At 67.9% G+C, this 17,589-nt stretch carries 16 protein-coding genes; 13 read left to right on the forward strand and 3 right to left on the reverse strand.

The features are described 5' to 3' along the window. The first annotated feature begins 103 nt into the window (after positions 1–103). The gene (locus tag QP512_RS00505) at positions 104–739 is read left to right on the forward strand and encodes a tetratricopeptide repeat protein (protein WP_088023145.1); all 636 of its coding nucleotides are present in this window, start codon (positions 104–106) and stop codon (positions 737–739) included. Positions 740–1,306: 567 nt separating this feature from the next. Here the strand turns inward: QP512_RS00505 and QP512_RS00510 are convergent. Continuing rightward, the gene (locus QP512_RS00510; RefSeq protein ID WP_286070531.1) at positions 1,307–2,791 is read right to left on the reverse strand and encodes an AAA family ATPase; all 1,485 of its coding nucleotides are present in this window, start codon (positions 2,789–2,791) and stop codon (positions 1,307–1,309) included. Positions 2,792–2,913: 122 nt separating this feature from the next. On the opposite strand from QP512_RS00510, the gene QP512_RS00515 reads away from it, so the two are divergent. From QP512_RS00515 to QP512_RS00555, 9 genes are all read left to right on the forward strand, one after another. Next, a complete protein-coding gene (locus tag QP512_RS00515; protein ID WP_286070532.1) occupies positions 2,914–3,543 on the forward strand; it encodes a ParA family protein in 630 nt (209 codons plus the stop codon). Between the two features lie 49 nt (positions 3,544–3,592). Then, complete coding sequence (locus tag QP512_RS00520; RefSeq protein ID WP_005407539.1) at positions 3,593–4,069, forward strand: histidine phosphatase family protein; 477 nt, start codon at positions 3,593–3,595, stop codon at positions 4,067–4,069. 4 nt (positions 4,070–4,073) lie between these two features. Beyond that, positions 4,074–4,691 carry a YceI family protein gene (locus QP512_RS00525; protein WP_286070533.1) on the forward strand — a complete coding sequence of 206 codons (618 nt, stop codon included), beginning with the start codon at positions 4,074–4,076 and terminating at the stop codon, positions 4,689–4,691. After that, the gene (locus QP512_RS00530; RefSeq protein WP_286070534.1) at positions 4,688–6,739 is read left to right on the forward strand and encodes a phospholipase D family protein; all 2,052 of its coding nucleotides are present in this window, start codon (positions 4,688–4,690) and stop codon (positions 6,737–6,739) included. Before QP512_RS00525 ends, QP512_RS00530 begins: the two co-directional genes overlap by 4 nt. 10 nt (positions 6,740–6,749) lie before the next feature. After that, the gene (locus QP512_RS00535; RefSeq protein WP_088023153.1) at positions 6,750–7,184 is read left to right on the forward strand and encodes a hotdog fold thioesterase; all 435 of its coding nucleotides are present in this window, start codon (positions 6,750–6,752) and stop codon (positions 7,182–7,184) included. Positions 7,185–7,302: 118 nt separating this feature from the next. Next, positions 7,303–8,094 carry a lysophospholipid acyltransferase family protein gene (locus tag QP512_RS00540; protein WP_286070535.1) on the forward strand — a complete coding sequence of 264 codons (792 nt, stop codon included), beginning with the start codon at positions 7,303–7,305 and terminating at the stop codon, positions 8,092–8,094. 52 nt (positions 8,095–8,146) lie between these two features. Then, positions 8,147–9,136: an alpha/beta fold hydrolase gene (locus QP512_RS00545; protein ID WP_286072077.1), complete on the forward strand. Its 990-nt coding sequence runs from the start codon at positions 8,147–8,149 to the stop codon at positions 9,134–9,136. A gap of 56 nt (positions 9,137–9,192) precedes the next feature. Further along, positions 9,193–11,262 (forward strand): tetratricopeptide repeat protein, encoded by a 2,070-nt coding sequence (locus tag QP512_RS00550; protein WP_286070536.1) that lies wholly within the window; start codon positions 9,193–9,195, stop codon positions 11,260–11,262. A gap of 10 nt (positions 11,263–11,272) precedes the next feature. Continuing rightward, positions 11,273–11,884, forward strand: coding sequence for a YbhB/YbcL family Raf kinase inhibitor-like protein (locus QP512_RS00555; protein WP_286070537.1), 612 nt, complete (start codon positions 11,273–11,275; stop codon positions 11,882–11,884). A gap of 130 nt (positions 11,885–12,014) precedes the next feature. Here QP512_RS00555 and QP512_RS00560 read toward each other — a convergent pair whose 3' ends face one another. Both QP512_RS00560 and QP512_RS00565 read right to left on the reverse strand, forming a co-directional pair. After that, complete coding sequence (locus QP512_RS00560; RefSeq protein WP_286070538.1) at positions 12,015–12,842, reverse strand: META and DUF4377 domain-containing protein; 828 nt, start codon at positions 12,840–12,842, stop codon at positions 12,015–12,017. A gap of 73 nt (positions 12,843–12,915) precedes the next feature. Then, complete coding sequence (locus QP512_RS00565; RefSeq protein WP_286070539.1) at positions 12,916–13,710, reverse strand: undecaprenyl-diphosphate phosphatase; 795 nt, start codon at positions 13,708–13,710, stop codon at positions 12,916–12,918. Positions 13,711–13,933: 223 nt separating this feature from the next. Here QP512_RS00565 and glnA point away from each other — a divergent pair, with 223 nt between their 5' ends. The 3 genes from glnA (at position 13,934) to amt (ending at position 17,481) form a co-directional block, all read left to right on the forward strand. Continuing rightward, positions 13,934–15,343, forward strand: a complete 1,410-nt coding sequence (gene glnA, locus QP512_RS00570; RefSeq protein ID WP_005420964.1) for a type I glutamate--ammonia ligase — start codon at positions 13,934–13,936, stop codon at positions 15,341–15,343. A 349-nt stretch (positions 15,344–15,692) separates the two neighbouring features. After that, positions 15,693–16,031 carry a P-II family nitrogen regulator gene (locus QP512_RS00575; RefSeq protein WP_004134334.1) on the forward strand — a complete coding sequence of 113 codons (339 nt, stop codon included), beginning with the start codon at positions 15,693–15,695 and terminating at the stop codon, positions 16,029–16,031. A 22-nt stretch (positions 16,032–16,053) separates the two neighbouring features. Beyond that, complete coding sequence (gene amt, locus QP512_RS00580; RefSeq protein WP_286070540.1) at positions 16,054–17,481, forward strand: ammonium transporter; 1,428 nt, start codon at positions 16,054–16,056, stop codon at positions 17,479–17,481. Positions 17,482–17,589 lie beyond the last annotated feature (108 nt).

Consider the following 17,589-nt stretch of genomic DNA (forward strand, 5'->3'; position numbering starts at 1 on the left):
GCGGGGCCGTGGTGGCCCCGGCACTCGCGCCCGCGCCGCTGCTGGGGTTAGGATCGGGGCGAGAAGAGAGGGAGGCTGCGATCGTGCAGCCTGGGGAGAAGGGATGTCAGTTCCAGGAAAGATCCTGGCCAGCGTGCTGCTGGCCTCGGGAGCGGCCACGACGTGGGCCGCGCCGGCCGTGCCGGCACCGCAGGAGTTCTATTTCGACAGCGACCTGGCGGCGACGCCGATGGTGGTGGTGCAGGGTGAGGGCGATGATCTGGTCGCGCAGCTGGTCAAGTTGCGTGAACGCGGACGTCGTGCGGTGGAAGCCACGGTGCAGCTGGCGTCGGTGGCCAGCGCCCAGGGGCGGGCCGAACTGGCCGATCAGCTGTATGGCGAGGCGTTGAAGGAGTCAGCCGCGCAGAGCAGTGTGGGTCGCGGCGTGCGCTGGAACTACGGATGGGCCCTGCTGCGCCAGGGCAAGCCGGAGGCAGCGCTGGAACAGTGGCTGGCTTCGGCAGGCAATGCGCGCAGCAAGCCCAGCTGGGTACCGCCGACCTATGCGCTGGCGCTGTGGCGGATGGGGCAGAAACAGGAAGCGGTGCAGTGGTATGCCGCTGCCGTGCGTACCGAGCCGACGCAGTGGAGTACCAGTGCCCACCATGCGCAATTGCTGCCGCAGTGGCGGGAGGACGAGCGCGCGTCGCTGGCCGAGGTGCAGCAGGCCTGGGCGGCCGCACCGCCTGCGTGGCCCTGAGGTTGGGATTCGGCCGGGTTGCACCCGGCACCCGCAGAGGCGACAGCCGAAGCAACAGCAACAGCGGGCAATCCGAGGGATGGCGGGGCGGTGTGGGTTGGCAGGACACGCCGTAAACCCGTCCTTGGGGGCTCGATGGCGCCATCCATGGCGCCAACGGTCCTGCCAACCCACACCACCCCACCTCTGACGGTTCGACGCTGCTGTTGGTAGGTGTCGACCTTGGTCGACACGGTAGATCCACGCCATGCGTGGATGAATCTGCATCGGAATCGAATACTGGAAATCTGATCGAAATGCAGCCGAGCGTGGGCTCGGCTCTACAAAAAGCGGCCGGCCAACCGGCTTTTGCTTCTGATCTTCTTTTTTCTTTTCCGTGGCTGATCGCCCCCGGAAACTGTCAGAGGCCGGGCGGGCAGGCTGCGCAGGGGCGTGAGCCGCATGGATGCGGCGATCGAGCTTACATGGACGTACTTGCAGCGTCCCCTGCGCAGCCTGCCCGCCCGGCCCCACCGGGCATTCGCCTTCAGCGAGCAACCACGAGGGGCTGCGCCGTTCGCTGGAAACTCAATCGTCCGCGGAAACCGTCCGCCCCGACGCCCACGCCCGCAGCGCCTCCACCTGCTCGGCCATCAACACCGACAGCGGCCGCGTGGCGCGGATCTCCGTCATCAGCAACTCGGTATCCAGCGGCCGGCCCTCGGCATGCGCGGCATACAGCCCGGCCACGATCGCCTGCTCGATCTCGGCACCGGAGAACCCATTGGCGGCCGCCGCCAGCGCGGGCAGCGCGAAGTCGTCGGCATTGAGCTGGCGCCGGCCCAGGTGCAGCCGCAGCAGTTCCACGCGCACTTCAGGCGAGGGCAGGTCGACGAAAAAGATCTCGTCGAAGCGGCCCTTGCGCAGCAGCTCGGCAGGCAGCTCGTGCACCTGGTTGGCAGTGGCCACGATGAACACCGGCGCCTTGCGCTCGGCCATCCAGGTCAGCAGGTGGCCCAGCACGCGGCGTGACACGCCGCCGTCCTCGCCGCCGCTGGCCAGGCCCTTCTCGATTTCGTCCATCCACAGCACGCAGGGTGCCAACTGCTCGGCCGAGGCCAAGGCCTGGCGAAGGTTGGCCTCGGTTTCGCCGTGGTACTTGTTGTACAGCGCGCCCACGTCCAGGCGCAGCAACGGCACGCCGAAGCCGGCGGCGGTGGCCTTGGCCAGCATCGACTTGCCGCAGCCCTGTACGCCCAGCAGCAGCATGCCGCGTGGCGGATCCAGACCGGTCGGGGCCGAGCCGGCGATGAAGGCCACCCGCCGCTGGTTGATCCAGCGCTTGAGCCGGTTGGCCCCGGCCACATCGCCAAAGCGCGCGCTGTCATGCTCGAAGAACAGATGCCCGCTGCGGTTGAGCAGCTCGAACTTCAGCCGTGCCAGCTGCGGCAGGTCGTCGTCGCGCAGCGCGCCGTCGGCATAGATCAGCTGCCGGGCGATACGCCGGGAATCGACCAGGCTCAGGCCCTGCAGGTTCTTCAGGATCTTCTTCACCGCCTCGCTGTCGACCTCGACGCGGCGGCCGCCGTGTTCGCGGGCGTAGGCATCGGCCTCCTCGCGCAGCATCTTCAGCAGGGCGTTGGCATCGGGCAGGCGCGGGTTGAAACGCACCGCCAGTGCTTCCAGCTCGGCCGGCAGCTCCACCTTGGCACCGATCAGCACCAGCACGTGCGGTTCGCTGTGGCGGCGCTGGATCAGGTCGCGCAGGGCGCGCTGGTGGCTGGCGTAGCCCAGGTACGGGTGAAAATCGAGCAGGAGGTAGACCCCGCGCTGCTCGGCCTGGCGGATCATCTGCAGGGCCGCGCTGGCGTCGGGTGGCCCGACCGGCGGGTCTTCGCTGTCCAGGTCGATGCGGCGCAGGCCCTCGGTGATCGACCACCGGTGCAGTGCCCGCCATACGTGCATCAGCGTCTGCCGGAACAGGTCGACGATGCGACCCTCGTCCTGGGTCTCGATCACGATCAGGGGGGTGTTGGCGCGTATCAATGCGCTCAGGTCCTGCAGCTCGCTCATGCCGGTTCGATCCTTCGGGGGCGCCACGATAGCAAAGGCGATGGCCGCAGGTTCAGCCGGTGCTACCTCCCGTCACCACCGCCGGTGTACGCTCGGGGCACGTACCCGGAAGCGAGGCTGGCATGAAGACGATCCTGGTGGCCGGTTCCAAGGGCGGGGTGGGCAAGACCACCGTCGCCACCCACCTGGCCGCGTACGCGGCATTGCAGGGCAAGGCCACGGTGATCGCCGATGCCGACCCGCAGGGCTCCAGCACCCGCTGGGCGCAACGGCGTGCCGGGCTGGAAAGCGCGGTGCTCCCCATCGACGTGTATCGGAAGAAGCAGTGGGCGCAGAAGCTGCCCGAGGGCACCGAAACCGTCATCATCGACGCACCGGCCGGTGCGTTGGCCGACGATATCCCCCATTTCCTTGACGCTGCCGACGCGGTGGTGGTGCCGGTGCTGCCCTCGGCGCTGGACATCGAAGCCATCGTCGGCTTCCTCAACAGCCTGGCCCAGAACCCGCGGGTGCACAGCCGCAAGCTGCCGGTGGGGCTGGTCCTGAACCGCACCAAGCCCTGGACCCAGACCTCGCAGCAGGCACTGCAGATGCTGGCCGAATGGCCGTACCCGGTGGTGGCGCAGCTGCGCGACAGCCAGAGCTACGTGGTCATGACCGGCCTCGGCCGCAGCCTGTTCGACTACCGCTCCGCCCAGGTGCGCGAACACCAGGCCGACTGGGAGCCGCTGCTGTCCTGGCTCAAGCTTTGATGCCTGCGTCACTCTTTCTGCTGCATCCTCTTCTTCATGGAAACCCGCGATGCGTGAATTGATCCTGCTGCGCCATGCCCATGCCGAACCGGCCACCCCCGGCCAGGCCGACCTTGACCGGCCGCTGTCGCCGGTCGGGCTGGCCGAAGCCGAAGCCGCCGGCAAGTGGCTGAAGGAAAACAACCTGCTGCCGGACTGCGTGCTGTGTTCACCGGCGCGGCGTACCCGCGAAACCCTGGAAGCCGTGCTCGGCACCATCGGTTACGTGGAAAAGCGCCTGGAAGACCGCATCTACGAAGCCACCCCCGGCACCCTGGCGGCATTGGTGGACGACCGTCGTGATCTTGACCGGGTACTGATCGTCGGCCACAACCCCGGCCTGGAGCGCCTGGTGGCGTTGATGACCGAGGGCACCAGCAGCGATTACCGCGGCATGCCGCCGGCCGGCATCGCCGTGCTCGGCTTCCCGCGTGAGGCCTCGATCGAACCGGGCGTGGCCAGCCTGAACGCGTTCTGGTGGCCGTGATCCGATGAGCCGGGCGCGGCGCAGCCGCTATCTGCTGCCCGCGCTGCTGGCGCTCGGCCCGGCCTGGGCTGCCGTGCCTGCACCGACGCCGCTGCCGCCAGTGGTCGCCGAAGCGCACCATGTACTGCGCCTGGACGTCCAGCGTTCGCAGATCGGCTTCGAGGTGCGTACCCGCTTCGGGCAGCGCATCGAGGGCGTGTTCCCGCACTTCGAGGGCCGCATCGAGATCCTGTCCGATGGCCGCCACCAGGTGCACCTGAAGATGTTCACGCGCTCGGTCGAGATTCCCGGCAAGTCGCGCTACACCGGCTGGATGCGCGGCGAGGAGTTCTTCGATGCCGGCCGCCATCCGGTGGTCGAGTTCGACTCGCTGCCGTACTGGCCGGAGACCGTGGAGAACGGGGGCGATATCGATGGCCGGCTGACCCTGCGCGGGATCAGCCACCCCGAGAAGCTCAGGGTCGAGAAAGCGGACTGTGCCCGTCCCGGCTATGATTGCGACGTCGTCAGCCGCGGTACCGTGCAGCGAGGCCGGTACGGCATGGACAGCTGGCAGCTAGCCTTGAGTGACCGAGTGACCTTCGTATTGCGTGCGCGCCTGAGCGAGGCGCCGAAACCGTGAACCTACTGCTGCGTCTACTGGCACTGGCAACCGTGTTGCTGGGCAGCGGGTGTGCATCGCTGTCGCAGGCCGAGCGCGACCGCGCCGAGACGATCGCCGTGCAGGCGCGCTCGACCGTGGTCGACTGCCAGCGCGCCGACCGTTGTGCACAGGACTCACCGCTGCGGGCGCTGGCGGGGCGCGCGTTCACCGAATCCACCCCGGAACGGCCACGCCACTACGCGACCCTGCTGGACGAGGGCGAGGGTGCCCTGGTGGCGCGCCTGAACCTGCTGCGCAGCGCGACCCGCAGCATCGACCTGCAGACCTACATCTTCGACAAGGACGACAGTGCCCGGCTGGTCATCGATGAACTGCTGGCCGCATCGCGCCGCGGGGTGAAGGTGCGGGTGCTGATCGACCAGCTTTCGGCGATCTCCGACCTGCAGATCCTCGGTGCGTTGTCCGGCGCCCACGAGAATTTCCAGCTTCGCGTCTACAACCCGACCTTCGGCAAGGCCCGGCTGAACTACTTCGACTACGCCGGCAGCGTGCTGTGCTGCTTCCGCCGCTTCAACCAGCGCATGCACAACAAGCTGCTGGTGATCGACGATGCGATCGGCGTGGTCGGTGGCCGCAACTACCAGGACGACTATTACGACTGGGATCGCGAGTACAACTTCCGCGACCGCGACGTGCTGATCGCCGGCCCGGAAGCGCGCGCGATGGCGGCCAACTTCGATGCCTTCTGGCGTGCCCACCGCAGCGTCCCGGCCGAACGCCTCAACGATGTCGGCCGCACCCTGCTGCGCGACGGCGTGCCGACCCTGCCGCCGGCCACCTTCCGCCGCCCGGAACGGGTACAGCGGGTCAGTGCCGAAGCCAATGACACCGAGTTCGTCACCCGTTCCTTCGTCGATACCGCGCTGCCGGTGGCGTCGGTGCGCTATGTGGCCGACCTGCCACGCAAGCATCGCCGCGAGAAGGCCGATGCGCCGCTGGCCGGCCAGCATGTGACCGAGCCGCAACTGGACGCGCTGATCGCCAGTGCGCAGAAGGAAGTGATCCTGCAGACGCCGTACCTGGTGCTGTCCAAGCCGGCGCAGAAGCTGTTCCGCGAGCTGCGCAAGCGGCCGCAGCCACCGCGCGTGGTGGTGTCCAGCAACAGCCTGGCGGCCACCGACAACCCGATCGTGTATGCGCTGTCGTACAAGTACAAGCGGCGCAACATGCGTGAACTGGGCTTCAACATCTTCGAATACAAGCCGTTCCCGCTGGATGCGCCGGTCGACTACCGCAATCTGCTGCCCGACCCCATCGCCGCGCCCGGCGGTGAGGACGAGGGTGGGCGCAATCCGTTGCTGGGGGGCAGTGCCGCCGGCAGCAATGCGCGCGGTGGCAGCGATGGCGGTTCGAGCGCGAGGGACAAGCGCGGCCCGGTGAACCATCCGCGTACCGGCAGCGCCTACCAGAACGCCCGCGAGCGCCGCCGCGCCGCCGGCAGTGAAGTGGAAACACGCCTGCTGCGTACCGAGACGCGGCCGTCCTTCCTTGGCAGCAAGGCGGTCAACAAGCCGCTGCCGGTCACCCGCAAGGGTGCGCGCATGGGCCTGCATGCGAAATCGCTGGTGGTCGATCGCCGCATCGGCGTGGTCGGCACCCACAACTTCGATCCGCGCAGCGAGAACTACAACACCGAAGGCGCGGTGATCATCGACGATCCGGTCTTCGCCGAGCAGCTGGCCGAGAGCATCCTGCGCGATACCCACCCGCAGAACTCGTGGACAGTGGCGCCGCGGGCCAAGCCGCCGGTGCTGTCGGGGCTGAACTACAGCGTCGGCAAGGCCTCCGAAGCGCTGCCCATCCTCGATTTCTGGCCGTGGCGCTACGCCACCGACTACGAGTTCAAACCCGGCCCGGACTGCCCGCAGCCGCTGCCGCGGCAGGACCCGGCGTTCCACACCTGCTACGTCGCCGTAGGCGACTTCCCCGAAGTCAACGTCGGCCCGAAGTGGCTGCTGGTGCGCATGCTGACTGCATTCGGCGCCGGCCTTGTTCCCATCCTCTGAAGGTACCCGCATGACCCAGGTCTTCCGCGAAGCCGTTTCCATCGAGCAGCTCAACGCGCTCAGCCGCAACACGGCGATCGAATCCCTGGGCATCGTCTTCAGCGCCGTCGGCGAGGACTGGCTGCAGGCCACCATGCCGGTGGACGAGCGCACCCGCCAGCCCTACGGCATCCTGCATGGCGGCGCCTCGGTGGTGCTGGCCGAGACCCTGGGCAGCAGCGCCGGCAACCTGTGCGTGGATACCGGCAAGCAGATCTGCGTGGGCCTGGAAATCAACGCCAACCACGTGCGTGCCGTCCGCTCGGGCACGGTCACCGGCACCGCCCGCGCGCTGCACGTCGGCCGCAGCACCCAGTTGTGGGAGATCCGCATCGAGGACGAGCAGGGCCGCCTGGTATGCATCTCGCGGCTGACCCTGGCGGTGGTGGCTGCCGGCCACGGCTGAGCCCCCGGGGTTCGTTGCCGGCGGCGGAACCCAGCGTTCCCCGCCGATTGCCCCGGTCGATCGCTCTTATGGCCTAAATCGGCTGGCAGCGATGACGGCCCTCCGGTATCGTGCGCGGATGACTTCCCCCACCCCGGCCCCCCGTGGCGGCGTGGCGCGTGTGTGCCGTTACCTGTACCGCGTACCGCTGCTGTTGGTCCACATCATCGTGTTCCTGCCGCTCATCCTGATCGGCATGCTTCCGCCGTGGGGCGAACTGCGCGTGGGCGAGGCGACCTTGGGTGCCAAGGTGGTCAACTGGTGGCAGGGCGGGCTGATGTGGATCTTCGGCTTCCGCCTGGTGCAGATCGGCACACCGCTGCCCGGCGCCGTGCTGTTCGTGGCCAACCACGTCAGCTGGGTCGACATCTGCATCCTGCACAGCCAGCGCATGATGGGCTTCGTCGCCAAGCGCGAGATCGCCAGCTGGCCGCTGGTCGGTTGGCTCGCCGCGCGCGGCCAGACCATCTTCCACCAGCGTGGCAACACCGAATCGCTCGGTGGCGTGATGCAGGTGATGGCTGATCGCCTCCGCGACGGCAAGGCGGTGGGCGTGTTCCCGGAAGGCCGCACCCGCGGCGGCCACGAAGTGGGCCCGTTCCACGCGCGCATCTTCCAGGCCGCGGTCGAGACCGGCGTGCCGGTGCAGCCGGTGGCGCTGGTGTACGGAGTGAAGGGCGACGCGCAGACCATCGTCGCGTTCGGCCCCGGCGAGAGCTTCTTCGCCAATTTCCTGCGCCTGCTCGGTGAGCCGGCGCGTCGTGCGGAAGTGCACTTCCTGGCACCGATCGGTGCACAGGACCTGGAAGGCCGTCGGCGCATCGCGGAAACCTCGCGCGCGCGCATCGTGGCGGCCATGAGCGCCGGGTGAGACGGCGGTGGCCCTGATCCCGCCACCTGTCCTGGACGCCGGCACGCCGACGCTGCACGCGGCTGACTATCAGCCACCGCGCTGGCTGCGCAATCCCCACCTGCAGTCGATGCTCAGCTCCAGCCGCATGCGCCTGCAGCGTGGCCTGCTGCTGCTGGCCGCCACCGGTGCAGTCAGCGAGGAGCTGATCCTCGATGGCGGCGACGGCGTGCGCCTGCAGGGCTGGCACAGCCATGTCGAGGGCCGCGAGCCGCAGGGCATGGCCCTGCTGCTGCATGGCTGGGAAGGCAGTGCCGAATCCAGCTACATGCGCATGGCCGCCGCGCGCATGCTGGAACAGGGCTTCGACGTAGTGCGGCTGAACTTCCGCGACCACGGCAACACCCATCATCTCAATCGCGGCATCTTCCACTCCAACCTGATCGACGAAGTGGTGCATGCCGCGGGCGATATCGCCCGGCGCTGGCCGCAGCTGCCGCTGGTGGCCGCCGGCTATTCGCTGGGGGGCAACTTCGTACTGCGCCTGGCCCTGCGCGCGCCGGCTGCCGGCGTGCCGCTGCAGCGCGTGGCCTCGGTGTGCCCGGTGCTGGACCCGGCGCTGACCATGGAGAGCATCGAGAACGGCCCGGCGATGTACGACTGGTACTTCCGCCGCAAGTGGGCCGGTTCGCTGCGCCGCAAGCGTGACCTGTTCCCCGAGTTGAGCGACTGCGACGACCGCGTGCTGAAGCTGGACATCCGCGCGCTGACCGCCTGGCTGGTCGAGCGCCACACCAGCTTCGGTTCGCTGCAGGCCTATTTCGACGGCTACTCGATTGCCGGTGACCGCCTGTCGGCCCTGCAGGTACCGGCCGACATCCTGATGGCACAGGATGACCCGGTGATTCCGTACGCCACCTTCAGCAACTGGCAGCTGCCGCGCCAGGCGCACCTGGAAACCGCCTGCTGGGGCGGCCACTGCGGGTTCATCGAGAACTGGCGCGGCGACGGCTTCTCCGAGCGCTGGGTGGCGCAGCGCCTGCAGCGGGTGCTGCAGGCCTGAACCGGCACCGGCGCGCAGCCCGCTACAATGCGGGTTTGCACTTGAACCGGACTGCCATGCAAGACCAGATCATCCAAGCGTTGCGCCAGAACCAGGCCGACCAGGCCGTGCAGCTGGCCCAGGCGTGGACCCATGACGAACCCGGCCTGGCCAATGCCCACCGCTGGCTGGCGCTTGCGCTGCAGCAGCAGGGCAACGCCGAGGACGCAATGGACGCCCTGCAGCAGGCGCTGCGGCTGGCCCCGGACGATGCCCAGCTGCACCTGCAGCACGCCGGCCTGCTGATGGCCCTGCGCCAGTTCGACGGCGTAGACGCGGCACTGGCACGCACCACCGGTCTCGATCCGAATTCCTTCAACGCCTACCTGATGCAGGCGCATCTGGCGATCGGCCGCAACGACTTCGATGAAGCGCAGCGCATCTCGACGCTGGCCGCGCGCGTGGAGCCGGACCATCCGGAGCTGCTGACCATCGACGGCATGGTCGCGCTGCGCCGTGGCGATGCCGACCGCGCGCTGGCACTGCTGTCGGCGGCCAGCAAGGCGCTGCCGGACGATACCCGCGTGCTGTACGCGCTGGGCTTTGCCTACCTTGGCAAGGACATGCTGGCGTTTGCCGAGCAGTCGTTCCGCCGCGTGCTGGAACTCAACCCGTCGCTGTCTTCGCTGCATGGCCTGGTCGTGCAGCTGGCCCTGCGCCAGGGCAACGTGGCGGCCGCCGCCGAAGCGATACAGGTGGCGCTGCAGCAGCCGGAGATGGACGTCCCGGCGATGCGCCGCCTGGCCGGCGAGCTGTCGCTGCGCAATGGCCAGCCGCTGCAGGCGCTGGAGTACCTGCTGCCGCTCCTGGACGCGCAGCCCGAAGACCGCCAGGTGCTGCAGCTGCTGCTGATGTCCTGGCAGCGTCTCGGCCGTGAGGACGAGGCGCGCGCGCGGCTGGATGCCGCGCTGGAAACCCACGACCAGCTGCATGACCTGTGGCTGGCGCGACTGGCCATCGAGCAGGTGGGCGGTGAAAGCGCGGTGGCCACGGTCGAGCGCTGGATGGCCGCGATGCCGACGCATCTGCCGGCCTTGGAGGCGCGCCTGCGCCTGCACGACATGGTCGGCGAACACGCACAGGCCGAAGCGATTGCCGAGCGCATCGTCAGCCTGGAACCGGGCCGCGTCAGTGGCGAAAGCCGGTTGGTCGAGGGCCTGCTGCAGCGTGATCCGGCCGCCGCCGTGGCCCGCATACAGGCCCTGATCGAGCAGGCGCCTGAAAACCAGCGTGCCGACCTGCGCACGTGGATGGGCGAGATCCAGGACCGTGCCGGACAGCCGCAGGATGCCCTGCGCACGTGGCTGTCGCTGCAGGCCGACCAGGCCCCGCAGCGCCTGCCGCTGCCGCCGCAGGCCAAGTCCCCGCCCAGCTGGCCGGACAAGGGCAGCATCGATGGCGATGTCAGCTCCGCGCCGATCTTCCTCTGGGGTGCGCCGGGTTCGGGCGTGGAGCGCGTGGCGACCGGCCTGGCCGCGGCCAGCCCGGTGCTGCGCAGCGACCGCTATACCAACACGCCGCCCGACGATGCGTTCCAGAACTACAACACGCTGCAGGACCTGGCGTCGGGCGTGCTGACGTCGGAGCGGCTGGTGCAGCGCTGGCGCGAGCAGCTGCCGGCACGTGGCCTGCAGAGCGACACCGTGATCGACTGGCTGCTGTGGTGGGACAACGCCCTGCTGTGGGCGCTGCGCCCGCAGCTGCCGCAGGGCCGCCTGGTGCTGGTGCTGCGCGACCCGCGTGACATGCTGCTGGACTGGGTGGCCTACGGCGCTGCCGCACCGCTGGCGATGACCTCGCTGGCCGAAGCCAGCGAATGGCTGACCCGTGCGCTGAACCAGATCGCGACGCTGCACGAGGAGGACCTGTACCCGCACGTGCTGCTGCGCATTGATGAGATCGGCAACGATCCGCAGGCGATGGCCGAACTGCTGGGCCGTTTGTTCGAGCGGCCGATGCCGCCGGCGGCGCAGCTGGGCGCCCCGCGCCTGCCGGCCGGCCACTGGCGCAACTACCGCGACGTGATGAGCGCCGCCTTCGCCCAGCTCACCCCGGTTGCGGTGCGCCTGGGTTACCCGGAAGAGTGAGGAGAGTCTGATGCAGCTGACCAGTCACAGCCTGAGCAACGGCACGCCGATCAACCAGGAGTTCGCCGCGGGCGATGCCGACGGCTTCGCCCCGGACCGCAACCCGCACCTGGCCTGGAGCGGGGTGCCGACCGGAACCCGTTCGTTCCTGCTGGTGTGCGTGGACCCGGACGTGCCGACCGTGCCCGAAACGGTCGGGCGCAATGACATGACGGTGCCGCGCGACCAGCCGCGCTGCGACTTCGTGCACTGGGTGATGGCCGATATCCCGGCCACGGTGCAGGAGATCGCCGCGGGCAGCTGCAGCGACGGCTTCGTGGTGAAGGGCAAGAGCGCACCGGCCGGTCCGGCCGGCAGCCGCCAGGGCCTGAACGACTTCACCGGCTGGTTCGCGGGCAACCCGGACATGGCCGGTGACTACCTAGGCTACGACGGCCCTTACCCGCCGTTCAACGACGAGCGCGTGCACCGCTATTTCTTCCGGGTGTTCGCGCTGGACGTGGCGTCGCTGGACCTGCCGCAGCGCTTCACCGCCGCCGACGCGTACCGCGCCATGCACGGCCACGTACTGGCCGAAGCGGCGCTGCACGGTACCTACACCTTGAACCCCGCATTGGCCTGAGCGGGCAATGTGCTTCTGTAGAGCCGAGCCCATGCTCGGCTGCTTTTCCCGATAGACAGCAGCCGAGCATGGGCTCGGCTCTACAACGCACAATGAAGAAGGGCGGCCTTTCGGCCGCCCTTCCATCGTTTTATTTCTTCTCGATGGCCGACTCGACCACCATGTCCAGCACGTACGCCTGCGACGGCGCATCGGCCGGCGGGTTCTTCACTTCATAGCGCTTCACGCGCACCACGTTGCGCACGCCGTCTTCGTGGGTGTAGCCCTCGATGGTGCCGTAGAAGTTCTCGAACTTGCCCGGCTCGCCCTGCTTCAGGCCCTTGTCGTCGAACTTCACCTCACGCACCTGCAGGCACTGGTAGTCCGGGATCAGCGGGTGCGAGCACTTCTGGGTCTTGGCAGCCACTTCCAGGAACACGGTTTCGCCGGCGCCGCCATAGCGGGTTTCAGCGGTGGGTTCCGGGTTGAACACCAGCACGTCGCCCTTGGCGGTGGTCAGGGTCAGCTTGCCGTCGGCATCCTGGGTGGCCTTCAGATCGCCCTGCAGGCGGCTCGACACGGCCTCGTCCAGCGCCATCAGCGCCTTGTCGGTGCAGGCCATCATGGTCGACGCCATCGCGCCCACCTTCAGCGTGCCGTTCTCCAGGGTGTAGCCACCGCCGAGGTGGTTGCAGGTGTTGCTCACCGACAGGCGACCATCGGCGAAGTCCAGGGTGACCGGCTTGTCTTCACGGGCGAACAGCGCGTCGATGCGCTTGCCATCGGCGCCGGTGGCCTGCCGCAGCAGCCAGTGCTGGCTCTGCAGGCGCTGCGCATCCAGGTGCGCCAGCGTCTGCTGGTCTGCTGCCTTGGCCGCGGCCGGGGCCACGTCGTCGCCGCCGGTGCCGGCCGGGGCCGGGGTCTGGCTGCAGGCGGCCATCAGGGCCAGCGGGAGGAGCAGGGTGAGCTTGCGGTTCATGGTGAGTCTCCTTGGGGAACCGTGGGGGAAACGGGGTAGGGCCGACAACGGGGTTGCCATGCGCCGGCGCTGTTCAGCTGCCGGACGGCAACCACAGCAGCAGCGCTGCGCCCAGCGCGATGCGGTAAATGGCGAAGGCGGTGAACCTGTGCGACTTGATGTAGCCCATCAGCCACTTCACTACGACGAAGCCGGTGACGGCCGCGGCAAGGAAGGCCACGCCCACGTCGGTCCAGTTCTCGCTGCCCAGCTGACCAGCCTTGGCCATTTCCAGGAAGGTGTAGGCGCTGGCGGCGAACATGGTGGGAATGCCGACCAGGAACACGAACTCAGCGGCGGCCGCTCGGCGGCTCAGGCCCAGCAGCATGGCCAGGAAGATGGCCGAAGCCGAGCGCGAGGTGCCGGGGAACACGCCGGCCACGACCTGCGCCAGGCCCACACCGATCGCCACCGTCCAGGTCACCTGGTCGCGGTCGGGCAGGCGCGCGGTGTAGGCCTCCACCAGCAGCATCCAGAGGCCACCGATGATCAGCGCCCAGGCCACCGGGCTGACCGTCTCCGGCAGCGACCAGCCGGCCTTGCGCACCACCAGGCCGACCACGGCGGTGACCAGGAAGGCCGCGCCCAGCTTGAACACGTACTCGCGGTTCTCGCGCTGGCCGAAGCCGGTGGCCAGCTGCAGCAGGCGCTGGCGGAACACCAGCACGACGGCCACGATCGCGCCGGCCTGGATGACGATGTTGAAGAAGTCCGAACGGGCACCCAGCCAATGCTGGGCGATGAGCAGGTGGCCGGTGCTGGAGATCGGCAGGAATTCGGTCAAGCCTTCGAGGATGCCCAGCAACAGGGCGGAGAGCAGGTCGGACATGGACGGTGCGTGCACGCGCGGCGGAAGGAAGAAGGTCGAGAGGATAGACGATCCCTGCTGCACCAAACGGGTGCGTCTGGCCGTCGGCGCACCTGTTTGGTGCGGCCTGTTCTGCACCGGCACGGGGCGGCCTTTTTGAAATCAATGACTTGCAGTCCGCAAAAAGTTGGCACGGTCGTTGCTGTACCTCAGCAGGCATTCATCCCCATCCGAGGTCGTACCGATGTCCGTGGAAAACGTTGAGAAGCTGATCAAGGACAACCAGATCGAATTCGTCGATCTGCGTTTCGTGGACATGCGTGGCGTCGAGCAGCACGTCACCTTCCCGGTCAGCATCGTCGAGCCGTCGCTGTTCGAAGAAGGCAAGATGTTCGATGGCAGCTCGATCGCCGGCTGGAAGGGCATCAACGAGTCGGACATGGTGCTGCTGCCGGATCCATCCAGCGCCTACGTCGACCCGTTCTACGCCGATCCGACCATCGTGATCAGCTGCGACATCCTCGACCCGGCCACCATGCAGGCCTATGGCCGTTGCCCGCGCGGCATCGCCAAGCGCGCCGAAGCCTACCTGAAGTCCTCCGGCATCGCCGAAACCGCGTTCTTCGGCCCGGAGCCGGAATTCTTCATCTTCGACTCGGTCCGTTTCGCCAATGAAATGGGCAACACCTTCTTCAAGGTCGACTCCGAAGAAGCCGCCTGGAACAGCGGTGCCAAGTACGACGGCGCCAACAGCGGCTACCGTCCGGGCGTGAAGGGCGGTTACTTCCCCGTTCCGCCGACCGACACCCTGCACGACCTGCGCGCTGAAATGTGCAAGACGCTGGAACAGGTCGGCATCGAAGTGGAAGTGCAGCACCACGAAGTGGCCACCGCCGGCCAGTGCGAGATCGGCACCAAGTTCAGCACCCTGGTGCAGAAGGCCGACGAACTGCTGCGCATGAAGTACGTCATCAAGAACGTCGCGCACCGCAACGGCAAGACCGTCACCTTCATGCCCAAGCCGATCGTCGGCGACAACGGCAGCGGCATGCACGTGCACCAGTCGCTGTCCAAGGGCGGCACCAACCTGTTCTCCGGTGACGGCTACGGCGGCCTGAGCCAGCTGGCGCTCTGGTACATCGGCGGCATCTTCAAGCACGCCAAGGCCATCAACGCCTTCGCCAACTCGGGCACCAACAGCTACAAGCGCCTGGTGCCGGGCTTCGAAGCCCCGGTGATGCTGGCCTACTCGGCACGCAACCGTTCGGCCTCGTGCCGCATTCCGTGGGTGTCCAACCCGAAGGCGCGCCGCATTGAAATGCGCTTCCCGGATCCGATCCAGTCGGGCTACCTGACCTTCACCGCGCTGATGATGGCCGGCCTGGACGGCATCAAGAATCAGATCGACCCGGGCGCACCGAGCGACAAGGACCTGTATGACCTGCCGCCGGAAGAAGAGAAGCTGATCCCGCAGGTCTGCTCCTCGCTGGACCAGGCCCTGGAAGCGCTGGACAAGGACCGCGAGTTCCTGAAGGCCGGTGGCGTGATGAGCGATGACTTCATCGACGGCTACATCGCGCTGAAGATGCAGGAAGTGACCAAGTTCCGCGCGGCCACCCACCCGCTGGAATACCAGCTGTACTACGCCAGCTGACCGGATGCGATGGCGGCGGGCTTCCCCCTCCCACCCGCCGCCGTCGCTTCCGTTTTCGCGGCTGGGGAGCCGCGAGGCGGGCGCAGGCCCGCCGTTGTAGAGCGGACGGTGGTAGAGCGGACTGTTAGTCCGCTGAACTTCAATCCGCTTTTCCAGGGGCAAGAGAAAGACCGGATACGCGACCAGGGCCGCCCTCCCTCCCGCGTCGGTCGTGCAAGGAGAGAGGCACGGCCGTCCCGGCCCAGTACGTGTCCGGTGCAACAGCCACGGCCATCACCCTGATGGCCCGTGGTTGCCTGATGCCAACGCGCGTCTGCGCGCTGGCCCCATCCACCATCGGGACATGCGCATGAAACTGATCTCCGCCATCATCCGGCCGTTCAAGCTCGACGAGGTCCGCGAGGCCCTGTCCGACGCAGGCGTGTCGGGCATCACCGTGACCGAAGTGAAAGGCTTCGGCCGCCAGAAGGGCCACACCGAGCTGTATCGCGGCGCAGAGTACGTCGTCGACTTCCTGCCCAAGATCAAGATCGAAACCGTGGTCACCGACGAGCGTGCCGACGCGGTGATCGAAGCGATCCAATCATCGGCAGGCACCGGCAAGATCGGCGACGGCAAGATCTTCGTCACTGCCGTCGAGCAGGTCATCCGTATCCGCACCGGCGAAATCGGTGCCGACGCGCTGTAACCCCTTTCCGGAGATTCCCCCCATGAAGATGCGCCTTCTCACCGGGTGGCAAGCCCGGTTCCATGTCGTGTGGCTGTTGATGCTGCTCAGCGCGCTCGCCGCCGGTGCCTGGCCGGGCACTGCGAACGCCCAGGCCCAGGTCTCGCCGCTGCCCAGCGAAACCGTCGCGGTCGAGCCGCTGCAGGCACCGGTAGCTGCGGCACCGGTGGCCGCAGAAGCCGCAGCGCCGGCCTTCGACCACGGCGACGTGGCCTGGATGCTCACCTCCACCCTGCTCGTGCTGCTGATGGTGGTACCGGGCCTGGCCCTGTTCTACGGCGGCCTGGTGCGCTCGAAGAACGTGCTGTCGGTGCTCAGCCAGATCCTGGTGGTGTTCTCGCTGGTGCTGCTGCTGTGGGTGGCCTACGGCTACAGCGCGGTGTTCAGCACGGGCAATCCGTTCTTCGGCTCGTTCACCGAGTTCGCCTTCCTCAAGGGCTTCACCCCCGACTCAGTGGGCAACACGCCGATCAAGGGCCTGCCGGACTATCTGTTCGTCGCCTTCCAGTCGACGTTTGCAGGCATCACCACCGCGCTGATCGTCGGCGCCTTCGCCGAACGCATCAAGTTCCGCGCGGTGCTGCTGTTCTCCGCGCTGTGGTTCACCCTCAGCTACATCCCGATGGCCCACATCGTCTGGGGCGGCGGTTACCTGGGTGAAATGGGGGCGATCGACTTCGCTGGTGGCACCGTGGTGCATATCAACGCGGGCGTCGCGGGCCTGGTCGCCGCGTGGTTCGTCGGCAAGCGCCTGGGCTATGGCCAGACCGCGCTGAAGCCGCACAACGTGCCGTTCACCTACATTGGCGCGATGCTGCTGTGGGTGGGCTGGTTCGGCTTCAACGCCGGCTCGGCGGCAGCGGCCGACACCGTGGCCTCGCTGGCCTTCCTCAACACCGTGCTGGCCACGGCTGCGGCGGTGCTGGGCTGGACGCTCACCGAAGCGATCACCAAGGGCAAGCCGTCGGCGCTGGGCGCAGCGTCGGGTGCGGTGGCCGGCCTGGTCGGCATCACTCCGGCCTGCGGCACCGTGGGCCCGCTGGGCGCCATCGTCATCGGTTTGGTCGCCGGCGTGGTCTGCGTGTGGGGCGTTACCGGCCTGAAGCGCCTGCTGAAGGTGGACGACACCGCCGACGTGTTCGGTGTGCACGGCGTCGGCGGTATCGTCGGTGCCATCCTCACCGGTATGTTCAGCGCGCAGTCGCTGGGCGGCACCAAGGCCGATCTGGATATCGGCCACCAGGTGTGGGTGCAGGTGGTCAGCGTCGGCCTCACCGTGGTCTGGTCGGCGGTGGTCACCGCGGCCATCCTGCTGCTGGTGAAGGTGGTGGTCGGCCTGCGCGTGACCGAAGAGGCCGAGCGTACCGGCCTGGATGTCACCTCGCACGGCGAATCGGCCTACGAGGCCTGAGGTAACGACGGGCAGCCTTTTGCCCTGGTGGGTGCCGACCCTGGGTCGGCACTCCGCTTTGACGGGGTGGGTTCCGACCGTTGGTCGGTACCGCGTCATGCACCGTCG

Origin of the sequence: Stenotrophomonas sp. 57, from assembly GCF_030291075.1 — a bacterium.
Classification (GTDB): Bacteria; Pseudomonadota; Gammaproteobacteria; order Xanthomonadales; family Xanthomonadaceae; genus Stenotrophomonas.